Source organism: Microcoleus sp. B4-C1 (assembly GCF_036705285.1).
Taxonomy (GTDB): Bacteria; Cyanobacteriota; Cyanobacteriia; order Cyanobacteriales; family Microcoleaceae; genus Microcoleus.
Window position 1 is genome coordinate 61,512 of the sequence record NZ_JAUBUC010000005.1, and the last position, 23,124, is coordinate 84,635.

General features: G+C 43.3%; 15 protein-coding genes, 1 pseudogene and 1 CRISPR repeat array. Of the genes and pseudogenes, 4 read left to right on the top strand and 12 right to left on the bottom strand.

Annotated elements, in window-relative coordinates:
* The first annotated feature begins 510 nt into the window (after positions 1-510).
* A complete protein-coding gene (locus QUB26_RS03280) occupies positions 511-924 on the top strand; it encodes a hypothetical protein (RefSeq protein ID WP_333316633.1) in 414 nt (137 codons plus the stop codon).
* Between the two features lie 989 nt (positions 925-1,913).
* Here the strand turns inward: QUB26_RS03280 and QUB26_RS03285 are convergent.
* From QUB26_RS03285 to QUB26_RS31940, 8 genes and pseudogenes are all read right to left on the bottom strand, one after another.
* Positions 1,914-2,837, bottom strand: a complete 924-nt coding sequence (locus QUB26_RS03285; protein WP_333316636.1) for a GIY-YIG nuclease family protein — start codon at positions 2,835-2,837, stop codon at positions 1,914-1,916.
* Positions 2,838-3,028: 191 nt separating this feature from the next.
* Positions 3,029-3,862, bottom strand: coding sequence for a site-specific integrase (locus QUB26_RS03290; RefSeq protein WP_333316638.1), 834 nt, complete (start codon positions 3,860-3,862; stop codon positions 3,029-3,031).
* Between the two features lie 179 nt (positions 3,863-4,041).
* On the bottom strand, positions 4,042-6,993 hold the full coding sequence (locus tag QUB26_RS03295) for a DEAD/DEAH box helicase family protein (RefSeq protein ID WP_333316640.1): 2,952 nt from the start codon (positions 6,991-6,993) through the stop codon (positions 4,042-4,044).
* Between the two features lie 8 nt (positions 6,994-7,001).
* Positions 7,002-8,339 (bottom strand): restriction endonuclease subunit S, encoded by a 1,338-nt coding sequence (locus tag QUB26_RS03300; protein ID WP_333316642.1) that lies wholly within the window; start codon positions 8,337-8,339, stop codon positions 7,002-7,004.
* A complete protein-coding gene (locus tag QUB26_RS03305) occupies positions 8,339-10,447 on the bottom strand; it encodes a class I SAM-dependent DNA methyltransferase (protein ID WP_333316644.1) in 2,109 nt (702 codons plus the stop codon). Before QUB26_RS03305 ends, QUB26_RS03300 begins: the two co-directional genes overlap by 1 nt.
* A gap of 687 nt (positions 10,448-11,134) precedes the next feature.
* A complete protein-coding gene (locus tag QUB26_RS03310) occupies positions 11,135-11,473 on the bottom strand; it encodes a hypothetical protein (RefSeq protein ID WP_333316646.1) in 339 nt (112 codons plus the stop codon).
* A 105-nt stretch (positions 11,474-11,578) separates the two neighbouring features.
* Positions 11,579-11,698 (bottom strand): annotated as a pseudogene (locus QUB26_RS31935) (IS1 family transposase); the annotation flags it as partial.
* 32 nt (positions 11,699-11,730) lie between these two features.
* Positions 11,731-11,835 carry an IS1/IS1595 family N-terminal zinc-binding domain-containing protein gene (locus QUB26_RS31940; protein WP_445299584.1) on the bottom strand — a complete coding sequence of 35 codons (105 nt, stop codon included), beginning with the start codon at positions 11,833-11,835 and terminating at the stop codon, positions 11,731-11,733.
* A gap of 62 nt (positions 11,836-11,897) precedes the next feature.
* Here QUB26_RS31940 and QUB26_RS03315 point away from each other — a divergent pair, with 62 nt between their 5' ends.
* The 3 genes from QUB26_RS03315 (at position 11,898) to QUB26_RS03325 (ending at position 15,739) form a co-directional block, all read left to right on the top strand.
* A complete protein-coding gene (locus QUB26_RS03315; RefSeq protein WP_333054263.1) occupies positions 11,898-12,068 on the top strand; it encodes a hypothetical protein in 171 nt (56 codons plus the stop codon).
* 118 nt (positions 12,069-12,186) lie between these two features.
* On the top strand, positions 12,187-12,489 hold the full coding sequence (locus QUB26_RS03320) for a hypothetical protein (RefSeq protein ID WP_333316648.1): 303 nt from the start codon (positions 12,187-12,189) through the stop codon (positions 12,487-12,489).
* Positions 12,490-12,559: 70 nt separating this feature from the next.
* Positions 12,560-15,739 carry a DUF4347 domain-containing protein gene (locus tag QUB26_RS03325; RefSeq protein WP_333316650.1) on the top strand — a complete coding sequence of 1,060 codons (3,180 nt, stop codon included), beginning with the start codon at positions 12,560-12,562 and terminating at the stop codon, positions 15,737-15,739.
* A gap of 698 nt (positions 15,740-16,437) precedes the next feature.
* Here the strand turns inward: QUB26_RS03325 and QUB26_RS03330 are convergent.
* From QUB26_RS03330 to QUB26_RS03345, 4 genes are all read right to left on the bottom strand, one after another.
* Positions 16,438-17,961, bottom strand: a complete 1,524-nt coding sequence (locus tag QUB26_RS03330; protein WP_333316651.1) for a leucine-rich repeat domain-containing protein — start codon at positions 17,959-17,961, stop codon at positions 16,438-16,440.
* A gap of 195 nt (positions 17,962-18,156) precedes the next feature.
* On the bottom strand, positions 18,157-18,858 hold the full coding sequence (locus QUB26_RS03335) for a thermonuclease family protein (protein ID WP_333316653.1): 702 nt from the start codon (positions 18,856-18,858) through the stop codon (positions 18,157-18,159).
* Between the two features lie 552 nt (positions 18,859-19,410).
* Complete coding sequence (locus QUB26_RS03340; protein ID WP_333316655.1) at positions 19,411-19,566, bottom strand: hypothetical protein; 156 nt, start codon at positions 19,564-19,566, stop codon at positions 19,411-19,413.
* Positions 19,567-20,271: 705 nt separating this feature from the next.
* Positions 20,272-20,902: direct repeats of the CRISPR family, unit length 24 nt; unit sequence GTTTCCATTCAATTAGTTTCCCCA.
* A gap of 968 nt (positions 20,903-21,870) precedes the next feature.
* A complete protein-coding gene (locus QUB26_RS03345; protein WP_333316657.1) occupies positions 21,871-23,049 on the bottom strand; it encodes a WYL domain-containing protein in 1,179 nt (392 codons plus the stop codon).
* Positions 23,050-23,124: the final 75 nt, after the last annotated feature.

The window sequence follows — 23,124 nt, forward strand, 5'->3', positions numbered from 1 at the left end:
TGGATTTTAATTATCACAAGGAGAAACAATCATGCGAAATCCAACAATTGCTGTTCCAGTTATACGGAACAATCGACTTAAAGAAATAGAAGGATTGAGAGCTAAACAATCTGGAAAAATCACTGCCTCCCTCGCTATTTACAATCCCCAAACAAGGAGTAACTGTGAACAGGCTTGTGATAGGCACACCAACTTTGGCACTTCACGCGAATCATGTATCCACGAGTGTTATTGGGAGACAGGTTGGTGGACATCCAAATGTTCTGGATTACGCTACTGTAATTAGTCTGGCAGCATAAAGTCATGAAGAATATGTAGCAAGTTTTTAATTCAATACTTCCATCCTAAACGGAGTAGTTTTGGACTCATACTTCTAGGTAAGTAGTAACAGAAAAAGTTTATTTATACCTGTTACTACTCACCATATCTTTGAAATCAAGACAGATTTCAATTCAACAGATATGAAAAAATTCATTAATTCATGATTAATACGAAGGTTGCTAAATGCGAATGCCCAAACAGATTCCACCAATACAACGAAGACTCCTAAGAAGAGGGGAAACTTGTAACGAGAGACTCTTCAATCAATGGAAGAGTCTCCAAAGTTCTGAAATCAGTGCCTTACCTCTCTCAGATATTGCTAACAATCCGTCTATTCTTCTTGACGAAGGAGAGTTTCTCAGCAATGATCCATTAATTCACTTTGATATCGAGAAGCCCATACCACCAATTGAAATGTGCGATGTATACTGTAGTTCTCAAATGTGTGATGTTTATTGTATCGATGCTAAGGAAAGGATTATCCACGGACATATATATAATGATATCAAAGGGGATAAAACCCAAGATCATTTAATTAGCAATACTCAAGGAAAGATTATTCACGGGCACATTTACGGTGATGTGGATCGGCAAAATCTTTAAAATAACAAAAAAGACCAACTATATTATGTTAAGGCTTCCTCTTCAATCTTCACCTATTATCCATCGTATTCCGATAATCCTGCTCCTGAATAGTAAAGACGGTAGGGTACAACCACAAAAGTTACAAGGAGTAGCACGGCACTACGTTGACCCAGACTTTGAACATTGCCTTAAATGGTGCGCGGCAAGAGGAAAAAGCGAAACCGAATGTGTTAGCCGATGCGAACACGCTTACTAAGCAGAATTCTGAATTGGGCTATCCTCAGAAATTGTGCTTTGAATCAAAATGATTCGATGATTGTGTACCACAATATTAAACAAAAAATGTAGACTTGAAAGGTGAAATTCTGAGGATGGCTGACTTTTCCTTTACCACCTTTGCGAGAATACCTGCTCAACCAACTTGAATAGCCATACCAATAAATTTTGAAAGGTGGCTACCGCCTCCCCGTCCAATCAAAAGCCCAACTTCTCTGCTCTGCGTCTTTTCACCCTAGACCCTATGGATATGTAGAGCCAGCCTGAATTCGCTCATCAAAATTCATATTCTCCCATTGTGCGATCGCTCTCCCCGGTCTGTCCATCAAATCCGGCTGAGCGCTACTGGGACGCACGAATGGGTATTTTTCCTAATCTTCAGGAGCGAACGCCAACTCCACAAGCCCAGTATCATCCTCTTCAAACGAAACTGGACTAGCGATCGCATCAACCTTTAGATTCATTTCAATCACCTTAAAAACACTCAAAGTTCTCGTTTTAGATGTAGCTTATACCGATACCAAAGGTTGCAATATAAGCAAATTATTCAACAATCCAGTGAACCGGGCCACTTGATTTTGCAAGCAATGTTTGAGCCACAAGAACTGAAGTCATTAACGATCGTCAAACTTGACAAATCCAATCCAGATTCTCGCCAATTACGCGCCAGCATCCACGAAGAAAGAAGATGGCATCAAGTTGCCTAACAAATCTTACCAGCACAAGACGGGTTATTTGACTTCGGGGAAGTAGCGCAAGCCGATCGCATCCACCTCAACAGCCGACAACACTTTTGCTTCCATCCCGTACAAATCTTGCAGCACAACCTTAACATTCGGAAACGCAAAATACTCTGTTAGTTTCCCAATGCGATAATTAAAAGCTTTGTACCGGTGTTTGAAGTACAGCTCCACATTCCCCCGGTGTTCCCACAGTCCCAGCAAGTTGACAGCAACATCCGAGTAATGCGCTCTCACATCCCTCTGCACTTCGGCGATTCGTTCGGAGATCGATCGAGTAGTAATTCCAATTTTGTAGAACGTTTGACCGTCCGCTTTTACTTCAAGGAAATAGAGCGAATTCACCAGAATCCGACGAAGCTGTGCTCGATAAATCAGCAAATCAGCCCGTCGCTCTTCCAAACAGGATAACCCCGCAGCTTCAGCAATTTCTACAGAGCCTTCCAATGAAGCCAACTCAGCCAGCAGCAAAGGTTCCTGAACGCGATTGAACAACACCAGGGGAAGCGCACCCACCGGGATTTTACCGAGATTGGTGAACTGATACAAGCGATCGCCATCTGATTCCAACAATCCTTTCAACTGCCACCGAAAGTTTACCAAATCTTTGGGAATCGATCGCTTTTGGGCCCCGTACTCTTTCCACAGCACTTTCAATTGCTCCAATTCTTCACCCTTAAGCTGGATGGTGAAATTATCGTAAAGGGGCAGCGAGGGAAATGCTTTGGTTTTAATCCGCTGCGACACGGGCTTGCAAGTGTCCTCGGTGTGAGCAAAGTGATGTTCTTTCACAGAACCCTTTTTTGCTGTGAGAGAGCCACCGCAGTAGAGACAAGTTAGCTGAGTTTTTCCGCGCACAACTTCATCAATGCTCGTCAGTTCGCCACTGGGAGCAACACCAAATTTAAGCCACATAGTCAACAATTCTCCTTTCAGCAGGTTTTTGTAGATGCACCTGCTCCACATGACCAACGATTCTAACAAATCCAGGGGTTAGGGCTTCTGCCTTGGGAAAGAAAGCGATCGGCACTCGATGCTCTTGATGCGTGACTTTCATCCTTGCATCCAAAATCTAAAATCTAAAATCTAAAATCTAAAATTGCTCGTCACCAATCAGGAATTTCTTCAGGCTCCGAGTCTGATAGGCCTTGTGACAGTTGCTCTCTCGGTAACGGCACAGCAGGCAATTCATCCTGTACGCGGGGAAATACCTCTTTCCCCGCGTAGGAAAGCATGGAAAGTGAAGCGATCGCTCCTTTGACTTGATCCGGCTTCACCTCTAAGTAGCGCTGTAACTGTTCGAGGTTACTGTGGCCGCTGATTTCTTGAATAATCCGCAGCGGAATTCCGGCGTTGCTCATCTGAGTCAGGGCCGTTCTCCTAAAACTGTGGGTGGATGCTCCCTCGATGCCGGCGCGCTCGAACGCTTCTCTCAAAATCCGATCCGCTGAGTTGGTGTGCAAATGCTTCCAGTGGTGTTTCGGGTAGCGGCCGGGAAATAAATAAGTCTGACCCGCGTTGGGTTTCCAAGATGTCAGGAGACTTCGCAAATCTTCAATGACCGGAATCGTTCGGGTTTGGAGTTTTCCTTTGGTGTTGCGCTTGCGGAAGTTGATTGTAGGTCGGACTGTACCTCTGGCAGTGTAAATATCGATGACTTCTAAGGAACAAGCTTCGGCAATACGGGCTGCTGTGTAGAGACAAACTCCAAAGAGAGTGCGATCGCGATCGGTTAGCAAACCTTCGTTGAACAAGAGTTCGATTTCCTCTTGCGTGAGTATTTTGGCTTGCCCGTGCCGTTCTATCTTCATCTTGGTAAACTCGACCCGATACCACAGAGTTTGCCGCAAATACTGCATTACTGCATCGGTAGGCGGGGATTTCTTAACGTGGTAGTTCAGGTCTGGATGGCGGGCGTAGAATACACAGACAGCTATCACGGTAGCCCTGGATGCGACCGACGGTAATGTGCGGAAAGTTCAGAAACTCAGCAGGCACAGGAATTTAAACACGCTCATGATTGATGACGACAACCGGGGCCGCGACCAGGGTGAAATTTCAGCTTTGCTTGATTCTATGTTTTGAGGTGATCGGCTACCCCATCGAACTCACGTAAAATTTAAGCTGCATCGTCCTTAAGTTCATCCATGAGTAAATTGAAAAATTTACTGACAACATGGTTAGCAAATCCTTTGTCGTTTGTGAGCTTGTTTAGGAAAACAATCGGCGGTTCAGCATTTTTGAGCAAAGCATCTTCAATGCTCTCGCGCAGTTTCATCTTTTTGACATCTTCGATGTTGTTGGCGCGTAGGCTAGAGATTAAGCCCTCATCTTCTTTGAGGGTTTTATAAACTTCTTTTACTACTTTGTCATCGTCACCTAAATCGACTGAATATTTTTCGTTGATCTCTTTGATGATGGTTTCTAATACGGCTGTTAGCTCTGGGGTTGGTGGTGTATGCCCGTCACCTTCCTTATTTGTAATGGTTGCATCTTCGGTATTTAATATGATACTAAACTTGTCCTTTTTTTCATCAATTTCTTCAACCCTGTATTTATCCATGTTCACCATCTGAATAATTTCTAAGGGTAAGGTTGCCTTTTCGTAGGGCAGGTATTTGTAAAGCAGCTTAACAAAAAGATAAAATTTTTCTAGCTCAGTGTCAATGAAGGTGATAATCTGCGAGATAAATGCGTATTGACGGATGTACTTGTTGAGATTATCCCTAAATTGTTTTTTGTTTTCTGGGTCAAGTGGCACATAATTTTCATCAATAATTTTTCTGAAATCGGCTGACAGAATCTCTGATTTGACTTTTTTACGGAGAGATTTTTCGATGAATTGGGTTACATCTTCTTTGCTAAATACGTCTACTTTTTCGATTTCATATTTTAGGTTGTAGATTTTTTGGGTGTCGATCGCATCTTCGAGGGTTGTGGTTTGGTAATAGTCTTGAAAGTCCTTTTTGATATCTTCTTCTTTATTTGCAAAATCAATCACTAAGGTGTCTTTTTTACCATTAGTTATACGGTTTAAGCGGCTGAGGGTTTGGACTGTGGCAACGCCACCCAAGGCTTTATCGACATACATGGTATGTAAAAGCGGTTGATCAAAGCCTGTTTGAAATTTATTGGCAACGATGAGGATTTTATATTGCGGTTTTTTAAATTCTTCGGCGATGTCTTTGACTTTTGGCGGATTCATCGAGTCTTCGGTATATTTTTCCAGGTCGATTTCAACAGTTCCCGAAAAGGCGACTAGGGTTTGGATGTTGTAGCCTTGCTCTTTAATGATTTTGTCAAATCCGAGTTTATACAAAACTGCGTGCGCTCTGGAACTGGTGACTAACATTGCTTTGGCTTTGCCATTGATTTTATGAATGGTGCTATCCATAAAATGATTAAGCATGACATAGCTTTTGGAGGCGATCGCGTGGGGATGTTTGTTTACTTCATTTAACAGTAGTCGTTTTGCTTTGAGTTTTTCAAAGTCTTTATCATCTTCGGCTTTTTCGTTTTGGATCAGCTCAAAGTAAGTATTTTTGGTGATGTAGTTGTCTAAAACGTTGAGAATAAAGCCTTCATCGATCGCCTGACGCATGGTGTATTCATGACAGGGGCGATAACCTGATGGCTTACTAGGATCGGGTATGCCAAATAGTTTTAAGGTTTTGGGCTTGGGTGTGGCGGTGAAGGCAAAAAAGGATAGATGGGGCAATTGCTGACGGCTTGCCATGATTTTTTCTAGTTCTTCTTCAACGCTATCCTTTGGCTCGGTATTTTCTTCATCTTGCTTGATGATTTTTTTGAGGGCTTCATTGGTGGTGAGGCTCAGTTTTAAATCCTTGACATTTTCACCGCTTTGGCTGCTGTGGGCTTCATCTACAATAATCGCAAAGCGTTTACCGTTTAATTTCGCCAGATCGCCGATATAGCCAAACTTTTGTAAGGTGCTGATGATGATTTTATCGCCATCGGTGAGGGCTTGGATTAGTTCTTTGCTGCCTTTTTTGATGGTTTTGACAGTACCGTTAATTTTTTCAAATTGTTTGATTTGCTTTTGCAGTTGCGTGTCTAAAACTATGCGATCGGTAATTACGATGATGCTGTCAAATATTGGCTCTTGATCGTCACCAAACAGGTTAGCGAGTTGATGAGCAAGCCAAGCGATTGTCTTGCTTTTGCCACTGCCAGCGCTATGTTGAATTAGGTAGTTATGCCCTGTTCCGTTTTGTTTGACATCGACTAATAGTTGGCGAACGCAGTCTCTTTGGTGATAGCGCGGAAATATGGTGCTGATTTCTTTTGTTTTTTCATCTTCTTCGTAAAAGATGTAGTTATTCAACATTTCTAAGAGGCTATCTGCCTGTAGGACTTCTTCCCAGAGGTAGCTACTAGCAAATTTATCGGGAATTATTGGGTTTTTGGTGTCGCGGTTGAAGGGTAAAAAGGTGGTATTGCCGTTTTCGAGTTTGGTGGTCATTAAGACGGTGTTGTTATCTACGGCAAAGTGAACGAGGCAATTTTTGAGAAATGGGTCTTTGCTATCGCGACGTTTGCTGTATTGTTCTACGGCATGGGTGATGTTCTGCCCTGTAAATTCGTTTTTTAGTTCGAGGGTAGCGATGGGGATACCGTTAATGGCGATGACTAAATCTAGACTTTTATCGGGATATTTGCTGCTGTAATGAACTTGACGAATGACGGAAAATTGATTGTTTTGATATTTTGTGAGATGAGCGGGGTTGAGGTCGGATGCGGGTTTAAAGGCGATGAGTCTGATCGTTGCGCCTTGCAATACAAAGCCTTCACGAATTAGTGTAAGGATTCCTCGTTTCTCGCGGAGTTTAGCAAATTCTTTAGCAACGGCTTCCATTGGATTTTCTGGAAATTGCTTTTTTAACTTTTTCCAGATATCGGGTTGAGTGTTACAGATAAATTTTTTTAGCTGTTCTATATCTAATAGATAGTCTAGGTTAAAGTTTTGGCTTTGTCTGTTTGTATAGAGTTGGCTGTCTTTGAGGTAGTCAAATACAGTGTCTTCAAAGTTGATTTCTCTGGTGTTGCTCATGATGTTTTCTATTTGGTTGGGGGTTTCCAGTCTCTAACGTCAATCTTGCCTGTGACGGCTTGGCTAATTAAGGCGGTGCGATATTCTTGCATTAGCTCTATTTGTTTTTGATATTTAGAAATTAGAGTTTCAACTTTTGAAGTTTCTTTTTTGATGAAATCAATAATAGATTGTTGATCTTCTACACTAGGGACAGCAATAGGTAAAAGGCTATATTTATCAGCTCCAATGTTTTGAATCGTATTTTCAATGAAAATCATTGTTTTCCAATTTTCATAACTTGGTGTTTTAGTGTAATAGTAGAGAAATCTTGACAATATTTTATTAGGATTACATCTTGCCATGATTAAATATCCCGCAAAACAAGCGTTGCCAAAGTAATTTTCAAATATCATTGTTTTGCCAACTGTTGCACCACTTCTTGCAAATAAAATATCACCATCTTTCAAGAAATATTCTTTTGCAACATCAAACGGTAATGATTTAAAGGTGTCATCTCTCAATCTACCATCATCATCAAAGTCAGTTATTCGGATATATCTTGGTAAATTAGGATCATCAATTTCAGCCGCTTCATTTGCTCCGTATTTTAATTTAGCTTGAAGCAAGTTTTTTAACTTCCACAATTCCCAATGTTCAGGAATATCCCCAATCCATTCAATGCCACTGGGTTTCATTTTGGCGTTGGGGTTGATGCCTTTGGTTACGGCTTTGTTGATGATGGCGGCTTTTTGTTCGTTTAATAACTCGATTTGCTTTTGACGGTTGCTAATAAAGCGATCGCACTCTCCCGTCTTGTAATCTAAAAAATTGACTATTTGTTGTTGTTCAGCTAATGAAGGAATCGGAAGATAAATATTTCGTAAAGAAGATGCGTAAATATGAACAATAATATCTCCCCTTGAGTTCATTGCTTTTACTGTAATCGCATAATTACTACTTAAAGAATAGGCTAGAAAAAGATGATTATTTGTTTTTGGACTAAAAATTATAATATCACCACCAGCATAAACCTTAATATCACCGTTATATGTAACACATTTTCCAATATCTTCTCTAGTTTCTCCCGAACCTGTAAATAGAAGATCGCCTTTATCAATTAATTTTGAATTAGATGCTAATTCTTGACTGATAAAGTTAAAAATATTCTCTGCTTTTAAATTATATTTTGTGTAAATATCACCATAAAGTATTGTAGGAATACCCTCTTCTATTAAATCTGCTTTTGATATACCACTTCCTTTTGAAAATCTACCAAATGAAGCAAGTCTTCTAGCTACCCAATCGCTTGGAATTTCACCCAACAACTCAACACCACTCGACTTATATTTAGGATAAACTTTCATTAAAAATCCTCCTTAATCTCATCCAACAAATCTTCCGTTTCCTGCTCCAAAGCCAGCAGATCGCCCATAATCTCCGTCAAATCTCGTAACGGCTTATACTCATAAAAAAACTTCGTAAACGGAATTTCATAACCGATTTTATCCTCCTCCCGTACCATCCAAGCATCAGGGGCAAAAGGCAACACCTCCCGCTCAAAATACTCCTCAATATCCTCCTTATATTTAATACTCTCCGTATCCCGTAACTCCGTATCCTGCAACGGCTTCACTTCCCAATCACAAACCCGCCCCGACTGAATTGGAACCGCAAACGGATCGGCAAACACCACATCCGCCGCCTCATCCTTCTCACCCAAACTATCTCGATACATCTTCAATAACGCCTTACTCGGTTTACTACCCAAAGCCTTAGCAAAAGCACCAAAGAAATCAGCATCACTCATCACCCTCACCTTACCCTTAAAGGATTGCAAAGCCTTCAAGATTTGCAGTTGCATCGCCTGACCCTTAGCAATATCCGCTTCTGCTGATGCCTTATCCTTCTTCTTCGAGATCGCAAATTCTTTAAACTTGCTATGTTCCTTCAGAGCCGCAATTCTCTCATCCGTAATCTCATAAGCCAACCGCAACGGACGCTCTACCCGCACCTTCGTATATTTAAAATCCGCCACATCATAGATTTTACTTACTTCAATCATGCGACTTTTCCCATCCTCATCCACATCAATTTCATAAGGTGCATAAGCCTTATAAATATCCGTAATTAAGCGAATCCCATAATCACTAATTTCATATTGCTTCTTTCCTAACGACTTAATTTTTTTCGTAAAAGTCGGATGAATCCCATTAATTAACTGCACCTTACCCCGACGATTAGCAGGCTTATTATTATTCAAAATCCAAATATAAGAACCAATGCCCGTCCCATAAAACAAATCCTTCGGCATCGCCACAATACAATCTAATAAATCATTCGGATCATCCATAATCCAACCGCGAATATTACTCCAACCGCCCCCCGCATCCCCATTAAACAAAGGCGACCCATTGAAAACAATGCCGATAATGCTACCCGATGGATTCATTTTGCTGATCATGTGTTGCAAAAACAAAAACGAACCATCACTTACATCAGGAGTCCCCGCCCCAAACCGTCCATCAAAACCCTTTTCCGTTGATTCATTCTCCACAAATTCCCGAATCTTTTTCCAATCATCCCCAAAAGGCGGATTAGTCAACATATAGTTAAAAGTCTTGCCAATTAACCGATCTTTCGTAATCGTGTTGCCATGCTTAATATTTTCCGCATCCTCACCCTTGATTAACAAATCTGACTTAGCGATCGCGTAAGTCTTCTCATTAATCTCCTGCCCAAATAAATACACATCCAGCTTTTGATTAACACTCTCTTGCAAATAATCCTTAGCAGTGGTTAACATCCCACCCGTACCACAACAAGGATCGTAAATACTAATCGCCGCCCCCACCGATTGCAGCTTCTCCGTTTCATTGGCAAAAACTAAATTCACCATTAACCGTACAATTTCTCTAGGAGTAAAATACTGCCCCGCCTTTTCATTACTCGTTTCCTTCGACTTACGGATCAGAATCTCGAAGATTGTCCCCATATCATGATTGCTAATGCGATCGGGGTGTAAATCTATTTTGATAAAGTCCTTAGTCACCACCAAAAGCAAATCTTTACGCAACAGCGTCTCATAAATCGGTGATAGCCCCTTCTCTTCACCACCGCTAAAGTTAAGTAAAATATCTTGGATGTTTTTGCTGAATCCCCTCAAATATGCGTCAAAATTCGTCCCAATATTTTGGTCTTTGGTAATCTTCAATAAACTATAGTGCGATCGATTATAAAAGTTATGTCCCGAAGCCTTCTTTAAAAGCCGATCCAGCACTTCAGGCTCAGCCGTATCTTTAAACTTTTCATACGCCTGTACTACCTTCTCGTTAGTCCCCTCCAATACACAATCAATCCGCCGCAACAGCGTAAAAGGCAAAATTACTTCTTCATAATCCTTTTCAGCATACTCATCGCGAATATGTTCCTTAATTCCCCAAATAAATTCCGATATCTCGTTGTGATTCTTCATGCTTATCGTTATCCGCGAGGAAAAATTTACCAATTAAGTAGACTTTTTTTACGGCGTTGCTGAATATAGGTAGGAATTCAAGATGTCCCAATTACTATAAGCCCTCGGAGGGTGAGTTTTGTTACTTCAAGCGAAAAGGTAATTCATACCGTGAATCAGCAACGCCGAATTTCTCTTGACCGACGGGGAAAACCTTGGATATGGGTGGGCAGCCATTCTATGAGCAGCACCCGCTGCTGGGTGAGAGCTAATACAAGTTATGTTAAACCGTTTCAAAGAAGGTAGTCGTGCATAAGTAATGATGAAACTCGCTCTAAGCCTATCTGTGTAGGGATTGAGGGAGCAAAAATTGTAACTCTTGCACCACTATCTCACAGAATTGATCGCAACATCCAATAGCCTTTCTCACTAAGAAGACAGTAGCCAAAATCCGCTGCACTATGGTTGTGGCGGGTTTACTTCTTAAAAAACACTGCACTTTATACCCGCACCTGTGACGCAAAAAAGCTAGACCCGCAACACTCCCACTGTGCCAGCCACGCTTAAGGTGCAACTCTGGGAACGTTACTCTTGCCAGCCATCTCATCAGTATTTCCCCGCCTAAAGCTTGTAACCCTTGTCGCTACGTTAGGATATCGGTACAAGCTGTTTCAAGGGGTTTCTGCACGATTGCTACTCAAACCTCTCTCACTCCTCGGCTTCAGGTTTAGATTCCTTCGGTTTTTTCTCAAAGACTTGGATACTTGGCTCTAATAGCACAAAGCCATTAGAGGTTGATTCACCCATCTTGCCACCGATAGCAGCCACCCACATGGGATAGTTGGCAGCAGCATCCTCAAGCTTCTTCCATATTTTTGGCTTAACAGTAACGGACACTACCCGATCGTCACAGTCAAGCTCAAAGGTTTTCCAATTGTCTTTGTTAGTCTCTACATTGGTAGGGAGTTCGTTAATTTTGATGATGAGTTCAAGTTTGCCAATAGTCATAGGTAGTTTCGTTGGTTTAATGCGTTGCTTTTCTGGCATTTTGCCAGCTTTGTTATATTCTCCAGCCTAGAGGTTGAAACCGCTACAGTTTCATCAGGCGAATATTGTTTTCTGATTTACAGCCTCACGGTAATCGGTATGGCAGATTTCCTTGTGTAAGTCCTGTACATAACTCTGGAGCCATCGAATGGATGCCCCCGTAACTCTAGCAATTCCGGCTCAATAAATTTTTTCTAAAATCAGCCGCTCAATTAAGGATTTAGTATAGGCGTGAAATCTGCTTATATTGAGAATTTTCAATCTGACTGACGACTGCAATTTTTACATTGAAATCGCTGTTTCCCGTAATAAGTCTTTCCATGTTTAATAAAAAAATCGCTTTGACAATTAGAACATTTCATACTTTCACCTCACAGACTTTTGTTGATTTAATATTAAACCATTACTGTGCATCACTACCCGAATGACTAATGGCTATCGAGGTTTGAAGCACAAGCCTAGATTTAAATTATTGTTTGAAAGCGGTATCACCAACAGGATGGATCGATCGGTAATTGGGCGTTTGCCGGAAGTCAGGGAGAACACGCCGAATATAAATTCCGTGCGATTGCGGATGGCAGTGCAGCAGAAATAGGGCAAACTGATAGATAGGTTACATAAGAATGAGCAAAATAAACAAGGTCGCTAGCAGTTTCAGAAGCTCTGACTCCAAGGCTGTATCTACGGCTAAACTCACTTTTAGAGGACGCAATATGTTGACTTCTTTAAGGGAAACCACTCGCGCCTCGGAATACGCAAATTCCCCATCCAAAAGCTTTGTAGTCAAGGACTCCAGCATCAATGAAGGTGGATATTTTGTTTCCAGATTTGGGGATGGTAAATCTGACTGCATCGAGAAATTTACCTCGGCACTTCAAAAATCTGCCTCTATCCTTAGAGAGATTGACAAAGTTGGCTCGATTTATGACTGTCGCTCGAACCAACTGCAATTAGGCTTTGTTATCCCATTCAAATTACCTGGATTCATACAAAAATCAATTTCCAATATTGCATAGTTATCAAATAAGTTTGATGAGATAACTCCGGGGTGTATCTACCAATAATGCCCTGAAAGGAGTCTCCAATATGAGTTCTACATTTGCTCAAGTTAACTCACAATCTGCTTTTAAAAAAATGCCTCTGCGCTCCTTAGTCTTCATTGACTCCGGTGTGGAAGATTACGAGTCAATTACAGCGGGAGTGCTGCCGGGACAGCAGGTAGTAATACTCGATCGCACCAAAAACGGCATCGAACAAATCACCTCGGAGATGGAAAAATACGCCTCTACTAACGGGGCGGTAGACTCGGTTCACATTATTTCTCACGGCAATTCTGGTAGCTTGCAGCTAGGTTCTGCAACGTTAAATGCGGATAATTTATCACAATATGAAAGCCAGTTGCAAGGGTGGCGAAATGCGCTGAGCGAGAAAGCAGATATTGTGCTTTACGGTTGCGATGTTGCTGCGGGTTCGGGGAGCGATTTTGTTGATCGCCTGGGCGAGTTAACCGGGGCTGATATTGCTGCATCTAGCGATCGCACTGGCCGCGGTGGTAACTGGAATTTGGAGTTTGCCAAGGGTGATATTGAAGCACCGCTAGCCTTGACTCCAGAGGCAATGGCGGATTATCAAGGAACTTTAGCAACTATTACCGTTACTAACACTAATGATAGCGGGCAGGGTTCATTGAGAGATGCGATCTCCTCCGCAGCAGCCGGCGATACCATTCAATTTGCCTCCACTCTTGCGGGCCAAACAATTACCCTAACGAATGGTCAACTTGTTATCAACAAAAACTTGACAATTGATGCAGTTGGTGCAGCCAATTTAACCATCAGTGGCAACAATGCTTCGCGGGTCATTCTCACAGAAGGTTCGACCAATGTTACTCTAAAAAACCTGATTATTGCCAACGGCAAAGTTTCTGGTACTGACCCCAATAATCAGACAACTAGCGCCGGTGGTGGCATTCAAACAGGAGGTAGCAGCACTTTAACTTTAGAAAATTGCCAAGTCAATAATAATGTTGCCGGTTTTGGTGGCGGCATTTACACGGGTTTTCGCAGCACGACGACTGTCATTAACAGCAAGTTTAGCGACAATGATGGTTCACTAGCTAACAATACCGAACGTGGTGGCGGCGCGATCGCCACTAAAAGCGGCGGTGTTCTGACTATCAGAGATAGCGAATTTACCAACAACAAAGGCAGCTACGGCGGTGCTGTTAATAACCTGTTGGGCAGCATGACGATCGAAAACTCTAAATTCACAGGGAACCGCACAGATAAAGGCGTTGGCGGGGCAGTTTACGTCGATGGCGCTAATGCTTCGGGACCGAATGCAACCCCCGGCCCCGTTGCTGGAACTATTGCTATCCGCAACAGCCTTTTTGATGGCAATATCGGAGCGAGAGAAGGAGGAGCGGGATTTTTATTTGGCTATCTTGAAGATAAGATAGTTTTAGAAAATAGCACTTTTATTAACAATAAAGCTGTTAAAGATCCAGCAGGAGTTGGAGGTTCGGGAGGCGCAATTCGTCACGGAAATACCGAACTTACGGTAACAAACTCCACTTTTGCTAACAACCAAGCTGAAGATAATGGGGGCGGTTTGTGGTCAGGAGAGAATGGAAACATCAGCGTTTTCAACAGTACATTTTCCGGCAACAGCGCTGCTAAGCAGGGCGGAGGAATGCTTGTCGCTAACAGAGATTCCTTTTCGACTAACATCGTCAATTCGACTTTTGCTAAGAATACCGCTGAATTTTCGGGAGGTATTGCTACTTTTAACGACCCTGTGAAATCGCCAATTACTGTCAAGAATTCTATTTTTGATAGGAATACGGCAAGTAATCCTTTTAAAACGAGGCAGCACACTGGACGGCAGCTAATCGATGGGGGAAACAATATTCAATTTCCCGCTAAACTGACCGTGGGAGATCCTAATGATAGTAATGTTACGGCAAATGTGACGATCGCCGACCCCTTACTCGGCCCTTTGGAAAATATTAACGGCGCTTTCGTGCGACCGCTGCTAACAGGAAGTCCGGCAATTGATACTGGTACTGGTGTAGGCGCGCCAGCGACAGATCAGCGCGGTGTGAGTCGCCCGGCTGATGGTGATAATAACGGAAGTGCGATCGTTGATATTGGCGCTTATGAATTGAACCCTACAGTCACGCAAACGACTATTACTGGTTCTTTGGGTCAAACGAATAATTACAGCAGCATTAGTGACCTGCTCACAAAATGGCCGAATGCTGCCCAGAATCAAGGCATCAAACTGTCTGGGATAGCTTTTGATGGTTTTGAAACTGATTACCTTAACCCGAATGTCATCAGCAACCTCACCTTAGCAACGAACGAAAACCCTAAAAGCTGGTTGAGCTACGGCGCTGTTGCTGGTATTGGTGTCCCATCCTCTTATGATGGTTGGTTCACCGATGCCAGGAAAATTCGGGCAGAAATCAACCATAACCCCAACACCAATCAATCTCAGGCGCTGAAGGTGAAATGGGCAGATAACCAAGACATCACTAACACAACGATCGACCTCAGTGCATTAAGTCCCAAAACAAGTCCAGGATTGGGCGATCAAGGCAATGAAGTTGCTTTCCTGCAAATCTTTAATAATGGGGTTCTGGTACCAGCCACCAATTTTACGATCGCTCGCCTCAACGCTCCGAGCGCTCCAAAACCGATCGCTCGGTCTTCAGATGGAGCGACTTTCATTGGTGATCGCACCGATGGCAGTTTCAAATTCCAGATAGTAGGAGACTCTCTGACCGGCGCTACTTTTGACGAACTGCGGTTTTCCACCAAAGCCTACGATAGCCCTACCGCTGCCTACGCCGCCACTTCTTTCAAAAGCGATGGTTCTGATTACCTAGTGCGGAACATTGAATATCAAGGGATTTCTAATGCTGTGCCTCCGACTTTCTTCTCTTACGGTTCGTCTCCCGATCCTATTATTGATGGTGGTACTGGAGTTGTTACGATTAATCGGACTGGCGATATTTCGGTTTTGGCTTCGATCGACTATTTGATTGTTGCCCCTGGTAGTGGTCAACCTGTGAACAACGTAGACTACAAAATTAGTCCATCTGCTGTGAATCCTTCGTCCGGCACTGTGAACTTTAATCCCGGTCAAACTAGCGTTAGTCTGACGATTAACAATCTACCTGGTTTGACTGGTGGGGTGGTGAATTTGGGCTTGGGCTCAGGTTCGATCGGCGCTCCGGCATCGACTGCAATTACTCTGCTTTAAGGTTGTTAGTAGGGCGAGGAATAGAGGAATCCTTGCTCTACTAATATGTCCTGCAAGTAGTTAAATGGTAGTGCTGTCTGCCTAGTCGAGCACTTCTAGAATCTCGGCGTCGCCAAGAAAAATTATAAATTCCTTGTCTGGAATATCTTGTCTACATCTTACGATGTCTTACACTTGTTTTTTTATTTTTCTTACTCACGTCCAACTATCTTGTATTACCGCCCTGAATGATACCTTACATTTAGCAGGATAAAGATAAAGAAGTTTTGATCGCACTTCTGCCAGAATCGCAACCCGCGTCAGCACTCAGCACCTAATCTGACACCTTCCGCCGTGGCAGGGCGGGTGTACTATTTCCCGTCTAGACAAGGGTTTGAGTGCTTTTAGGGTTTGTTCTAATTGTCCGGCGATCCTAGTCGGTGTTGTTCTAATCCCTACCAAAAAAAGCGATCGGCTCAGGGTGCAGGGTGAGGTACTTGAGTTTGCAGGGTGAAGTTAGGCGGGAAAACGCTTATGTCCTGATGGCTATAAGGGTTTCAAATTCTAGATGAAGAAATTGATTTTCCTGAGCTATTTGCAATGATCGCAGACTCTCTCACCCTTGAGACACCTGAGAGAGTCTGCACTTAGGCTACCTTCATACCAATATATTTTGGAAGACTTCCCAACTTAGTTATCTAAATTAGGGCAAATCGTGCCTACTCTTTTTCCCACGCTTCGTTGAACCCTTCTAGACTTTCCATAAGGTAAGGGTGAGTACCTTCCTCCTTTCCCCAGTTAAACTGATTCTCAAGTGACTTTGGGGAAATAATTTTCTGTTGGCTGCTACAGGAATCCTGTGTACTCAATGATACAAGTTTAATTGGCTCTAGGATTTGAGTAATTAGATTGTTATCGAAATCAGCCTCGATCAGATTGGACAGTTGGCTGAGTGCCTTTGGAATTTCAGTTATCTGATTGTTATTGAGGTAAAGCTTTGTCAGATTGGACAGTTGCCCTATTGCCTCTGGGATTTTGGTTATCTGATTTTCACTCAGGTCAAGCCATCTCAGATTCGACAAATGCGCGAAAACCCCTGGGATTTTAGTTATCTGATTCTCATTGAGGTAAAGCTGTGTCAGATTCGATAGTTGTCCGAGTTCCTCTGGGATGGAACCAATCTCATTCTTACTGAGGCTAAGCACTATCAGATTGGACAGTTGCCCGAGTTCCGCTGGAATGGACGTAATCTGATTGTTACGGAAGTAAAGATGTGTCAGATTCAACAGTTGTCCGATGGTTTCTGGGATAGAGGTAATCTGATTGTTGCGGAGGTCAAGCAGTGTCAGATTGGACAGTTGCCCGATGGTTTCTGGGATAGAGGTAATCTGATTGTCACGGAGGTCAAGCACTGTCAGATTGGACAGTTGCCCTATAGTCTCTGGGATAGAGGTAATTTGATTGCTGTCGAGGTAAAGGAGTGTCAGATAGGACAATTGTCCTATCTTCTCAGAGATAGAGGTAATCTGATTGTTATACAGGTAAAGCCCTGTCAGATTCGTCAGTTGCCCAACCGCTTCTGGGATGGAGGTAATCTGGTTGTTACCGAGGCAAAGCCGTGTCAGATTGGACAGTTGCCCTATAGTCTCTGGGATGGAGGTAATCTTATTGCTACTGAGGTAAAGCTTTGTCAGATTGGATAGTTGCCCAACAGCCTCTGAGATTTTTATTATCTGATTCCAACTAAGGTCAAGCCCTCTCAGATTGACCAAGTGCCTGAGTGCCTCTGGGATTTCGGTAATCTGATTCATATTGAGGTCAAGCAGTGTCAGATGTGACAGTTGCCCGATCATCTCTGGGATGAAGGTAATCTGATTTTTATTGAGGTAAAGCTTTGTCAGATTGGATAGTTCCCCGATTGTCTCTGGAATTGTGGTTATCTTATTGTTACCAAGGTGAAGCTTGGTCAAATTGGACAGTTGCCCTATTGCTTCTGGAATTTTGGTTATCTTATTGTTACCAAGGTGAAGCTTGGTCAAATTGGACAGTTGCCCGATCTCTTCTGGGATTTCAGTTATCTCATGGTCACTGAGCTTAAGAACTTTTAAGTTGGTTAATTTAAGAACAGCATCAGGAAACTTAGTTATCCGATATGTCCTTGTTCCAAACTTGTCTGCCTGGTGGTATCCCGACAAATTCAGTTCCGTCAAATTATTCTGGGCTACCATGTCAATTCGTCGCATTGTTTCCTTGCATTCCGTCATATCTTTTGTCTTTCGGTAGAATTCTTTTTATTGTGACAATAATTTTTGTTTGATGGAGAAAGCCAGCAAAAATTAGGAGACGACAGTATTCTGAGCGAGTCATACCAGGTTCAAGCCCTAGACTGGGAAAATTGAGTATCCCCGCCTATCCGTTTATAGAAATGGTGGCTTCCTTTATCTTTCGCAACCTATGCCATCGTTATCTCTATCAAACCCATGTGGGTCTGGCTGTAGTACGCGAAAGCGACGATGAGAAATGTCGCCACAATTCAAATCCGGTGGCGCTGGCGGGATGCACACGTCGGGGTAACTTGGGTCGCAATTATTTCGTGGAGCTGGTGCAGGTCTTTGTGGAGTTGGTGCAGGTCTTTGTGTGGCAGCAGCCGGCTTTACTGCACACTGATTTCTTCTAAAGTCCCAAGGGGGGCAGGGACTATTCTGGCTCCATAGTCCAAGCCGTTGCTGCTGAGCTGAACTCTGAGCTTGTCGCAATTGTTGAGCGCTGGTGCGACAGTTGCTGATGTACTGCTCATAAACCCACGCTTGCCCTTCTTTCAGCAATTGCAGATTAATATTTCTGTCACTGAACACGACTCCAACCGTGCGCCCGTACTGGTCTTTGTCCACAGGGAGAACTTTTACTGGTGTACCTCTCGGAAGAAGCGCACTAAGACGATCGGCTGCCTCTTTTCCTCCCGGTTGATTTCTTTCAGGCGTGTCAACACAAGCCAACCTGACGGTTATGTTTTGCCCGCTGGTGTTGCGGATCGTGAGCGTGTCGCCGTCTCCGATGCTGACCACCTGGGCATTAATAACTTGATTTGGTAATTGAGACACTTGAGCTGTAATTGCTGGGACGATCGGAACGATAAACATTATTAGAGTCCGTTAGTGTTTGTTTGATTAATTGCTGTATTTGCTGCGGTGCTTCGGGCTTCGATCGATCGCTTTGCAGGCAAAGTCACGGATTTTAGATTTTAGATTTTGGATTGCGAATAATCTCGATCGAACCCAGTCCCAGATTTGCTGGCAAGTTGCAGGCAATCGGACTGAAAAGTAAAAATAAGCGTAATTCCCTACCGACTACTGATTAATCAGGGGCATCGGCTATGAGTTTTCATGAGTTTCCATCAGTCCTCATGAGTTTCCATCAGTTTCATGAGTCCTCATGAGTTTCCATGAGTCCTCATGAGTTTTCATGAGTTCTCATGAATTTTCATAAGCTTCGGATATTTCTAATTATGTCTTTTTATGCGATCGCCCATCAACTTTTAGCGGCTGTTACTGGGCAAATTCCACCTTGCCGACGATGGCGTAAGAAATTTAAGTTAGTGGCTGTATCCCTTCTAGCCGTAAGAAATCTACTCCAGTGGACGCAACGGTGCAGCAAAATAAGGCTGAAACTAGCGATCGTCTCCCCACTTTCTCTCATCCCCGACTTTTAGGGTGTTGTCGTAACGCCACGAAAATAGTCTTTTGCTCATCGCCGGTAATTGCGATCGCATTGATGTAGGCAGTATGACCCGTCAATGTTTTAAGTTCTGTACCAGTTGTCAAATCCCACAACTTTAGTGTGTTATCCACCAATTCACCGTAGTGCAGTCTAAAAAAGTGTACGTCCAAGCTGACCCCGACTCCGCCACCTTATCTACTTCCTAAATCTGTCGCGCTTCTTGGGAGTTGTCAACACCAACCCTTCAGATTTTCCTGGTTTAGTTACACCCATCGCAAACTCTCTAGCCTCATCGTTTAATTGCCGTCAACGAGTGAAGACAGAAAAACCCGGACTGCCACCATAGGCTATCCGGGTTTTTTCATTCAATTAGTTTCCCCAGCGAGTGGCGATTACAACAGCTAGAGTAACTGAACACAGATGGTTATCATGAGTTTCCATTCAATTAGTTTCCCCAACGAGTGGGAAGACTGACGTAATCCCAAACCATATTCCCTACCCAGCGCCGTTTCCATTCAATTAGTTTCACCAACAAGTGGGGAGGGAAACTTTATCCCAGCGAGCTAAGCGTTTGGGTTTGAACGAGCCAGAATCGGCTTATGGGTTTCCATTCAATTAGTTTCCCCAGCGAGTGGGGAGCCTAACCCACCACCTAAAAAGAAAATGGATGACAAGTTTCCATTCAATTAGTTTCCCCAGCGAGTGGGGAGGATGACACTGTAAGCACTTACCCCAACCCTAATTTAATTTAGTTTCCATTCAATTAGTTTCCCCAGCGAGTGAGGAGCTGAATCAGAAAAATTTAACTACTTGCTGCCGCTGATAAAGTTTTTCTTGTTTCCATTCAATTAGTTTCCCCAATGAGTGGAGAGTATTCCCGAGAACCTGCCAGAAGGAGTCCAAGAACAAGAGTTTCCATTCAATTACTTTCCCCAACGAGTGGGAAGTACAGGGCGAGTGGCCTATAAAAATTGCGATCATAGATGGAGCCAAGTTTCCATTCAATTACTTTCCCCAGCGAGTGAGGAGGAGCAACTAACAAGCATCTTAAGTAATAAATCGGATCTAGAGTTTCCATTCAATTAGTTTCCCCAACGAGTGGGGAGGCAAAAACTTTCACTGATAGACTGGTCGAAAGCAAATGCGTTTCCATTCAATTAGTTTTTCCAACGAGTGGGGAGCTTGCGCTTGGTGTAACGCTTGCCGTTGCCAATAGTTTCCATTCAATTAGTTTCCCCAACGAGTGGGGAGTCTTCAAGAATACTGTGCCTTGGGTTCAGGACGCATTGTTTCCATTCAATTAGTTTCCCCAGCGAGTAGGGAGAGGCTTATTGTTACGCCAATTGGGGAGTTTTACGAAGATTTGCTGTTTCCATTCAATTAGTTTTCCAACGAGTGGGGAGATTACAAAAACCTCCAGGTTATATAGATGAATGCTGTGAGTTTCCATTCAATTTGTTTCTCCAGCGAGTGGGAAGAATCGGTGGCAGGGGCGGTTGCACCAAACTATTTGGCAATGTTGCCAGGGTTTCCATTCAATTCGTTTCCCGGTGAGTGGGGAGTTTAAATGTTGATGAATGTGGGTTCAATGTAGTTAGTCAGTTTCCATTCAATTAGTTTCCCCAGCGAGTGGGGAGATTACAGCTTATGCTTGTGATAAGTTAAGTAACGTGTTTCCATTCAAGTAGTTTCCCCAGCGAGTGGGGAGGCAGCAAAAAAAAACACCACCGAAGCCAGCCCCGGTTTCCATTCAATTAGTTTCCCCAGCGAGTGGGGAGTTATCGCGCGCAAAAAGCTCAAGAAGAAGAAGCACGAAAAAAGTTTCCATTCAATTTGTTTCCCCAGCGAGTGGGGAGAGTTAACTGGTGGCAATAGCATTTTTGGTCCCCTTCCTGTTTCCATTCAATTTGTTTCCCCAGCGAGTGGGGAGAGTTCGCTGCACAGACCATACCCAGAGCGGGATTCAGCCATCAAATCGACGCACCGCTAAAATATAGCACAGCTAAACGAGAAAAAGCATCGAACTATCAGCCTCAAACTCAATCCCTGCAAAGCATCGACGCACCTCAACCAAACTGTAAGGGTTACAGGAACCAAGCGAGGTGCGTCGATATTGGCTAGATTAGTCTCCTAAACTCAATAGTGTTTTCCGGTCTAAGACTTGAGCTGGTAGATGGAGGCATCGTGAAATGGCATCCTATGTCGGCTCCAGGTCTAATTAACTGGTTCGATCGTCTAGCCGCAACAAGAAACTAATATCAGCCAACCGTAGCCCATTGGTGGAATATAGATGTGTCGTTACTAAGACTGCTGCGCTATCAGTTTTGCTGATTTCATCGGTGTATTGTCTGGCAACTTCTCCTGTTTGTTTACGTGAGAGTGTTACCTACAAGGGATTATACAATTCTTAGCAATGATTTGTTGTTTAAGTCCCCTTAGCTGTACCGATCGGCTAAATCTCTGGCTGCTTGTCGGTGTTTTTCTACCAGACTTGGCGGGGAAAGCACTTGGGCGTTATCCATATATCTGTTCACCCACAGACTGAATTCGTTGAGGGAGCGATCGGGCAAATCGATCTGATAATCCACATAAAGCAGATTGCCAAAACTATCCCTCGGCCCTTCCTTAATCTTTTTTTGTCGCGGATGCCGCCGATCGCCCTCTAGAATAAATCCCACTACCTTCTCAAAAAACCGCACCTTCACTTTTTCCAACTTCAGCGTACCCTGTAATTCAGCCTGTTGTTGCTCTGGCTTGCCCAAGAACAGCCCCCAACCATTTTTTAACAATTTGTGAGCTATTTTCAAACGCTGTTGCTGTGAGGCTAAACCACGCGCTTCTACATCGAGAATTTTGCAGTAGTCGGTAAAGCGATTCACCCGTTCTACGCTTAAGTGTCCGTTGTCGCAAGATTCGCAAATCAGGTACCAGGCGATGTCGTGATAAATCAGTTGCAGAGGCCAGATTCGCCGGAAACGGAGATGGCTTTTACCGTAATAATTGCTTTGGCGGTAAAGTTCGATCGCCTGACCCCGAACGATGGCTGTTTCTACGATGTCTAGTTTGTGAAATAGGGTATTGCGATATTCTTGGCGATCGAGCATTTCTACAGGATCGGTGTAAATTATCGCACGATTTAGGTATTCGCGAACGGGATAAAACAATTGACCTTTGAGCTCGATATCTAATCCGCGTAACCGTTTCGTGAGTTTTTCACAAATTTGGCGGGCTTGGGGATTTCCTTGATATTTGGCTTGAGATGCTATTGCTTGAAATGCGAATAGTAGTTCGTCGCGATTCATTGCACCAGTGCCGAGATAATATCCGAAGCGATACATTCGTTTGTCAAGGATTCCGTAGTGGCGCAGAGTTTCTAAATCTTTGCGAATCGTAGGAATTGCAGGATAGTTTTCTGGAAAATCGATGCTGGACTCGGCGGCAACTTTCTGTAATTGAGATTGAACTTCTAGCAAAGCATCGTGATATTTACTGTCGGATGCTTCCGTGTCGGAGTGTCCGACACCCGGATGGTTTACCAAGGTGGCGATGAGGAGCATGATGCGATCGAACGTTAGTTTGTCGGCATAGGGGTGGGGAGTTGGTTTTTTTGCCATGATGGGGGTAAGGCGGGTAAAAGTCAAGGAAAAGACAATATTGACACAAAAATATAGAAAAATCTCAAAGCCATT

Bases quoted from the DNA above. Each gene is read 5' to 3' on its own strand.
- QUB26_RS03280 (WP_333316633.1), top strand. From the start codon at position 511: ATGCCCAAACAGATTCCACCAATACAACGAAGACTCCTAAGAAGAGGG.
- QUB26_RS03285 (WP_333316636.1), bottom strand. From the start codon at position 2,837: ATGTGGCTTAAATTTGGTGTTGCTCCCAGTGGCGAACTGACGAGCATT.
- QUB26_RS03295 (WP_333316640.1), bottom strand. From the start codon at position 6,993: ATGAGCAACACCAGAGAAATCAACTTTGAAGACACTGTATTTGACTAC.
- QUB26_RS03300 (WP_333316642.1), bottom strand. From the start codon at position 8,339: ATGAAAGTTTATCCTAAATATAAGTCGAGTGGTGTTGAGTTGTTGGGT.
- QUB26_RS03305 (WP_333316644.1), bottom strand. From the start codon at position 10,447: ATGAAGAATCACAACGAGATATCGGAATTTATTTGGGGAATTAAGGAA.
- QUB26_RS03310 (WP_333316646.1), bottom strand. From the start codon at position 11,473: ATGCCAGAAAAGCAACGCATTAAACCAACGAAACTACCTATGACTATT.
- QUB26_RS31940 (WP_445299584.1), bottom strand. From the start codon at position 11,835: ATGAAATGTTCTAATTGTCAAAGCGATTTTTTTATTAAACATGGAAAG.
- QUB26_RS03315 (WP_333054263.1), top strand. From the start codon at position 11,898: ATGACTAATGGCTATCGAGGTTTGAAGCACAAGCCTAGATTTAAATTA.
- QUB26_RS03320 (WP_333316648.1), top strand. From the start codon at position 12,187: ATGTTGACTTCTTTAAGGGAAACCACTCGCGCCTCGGAATACGCAAAT.
- QUB26_RS03325 (WP_333316650.1), top strand. From the start codon at position 12,560: ATGAGTTCTACATTTGCTCAAGTTAACTCACAATCTGCTTTTAAAAAA.
- QUB26_RS03330 (WP_333316651.1), bottom strand. From the start codon at position 17,961: ATGCGACGAATTGACATGGTAGCCCAGAATAATTTGACGGAACTGAAT.
- QUB26_RS03335 (WP_333316653.1), bottom strand. From the start codon at position 18,858: ATGTTTATCGTTCCGATCGTCCCAGCAATTACAGCTCAAGTGTCTCAA.
- QUB26_RS03345 (WP_333316657.1), bottom strand. From the start codon at position 23,049: ATGGCAAAAAAACCAACTCCCCACCCCTATGCCGACAAACTAACGTTC.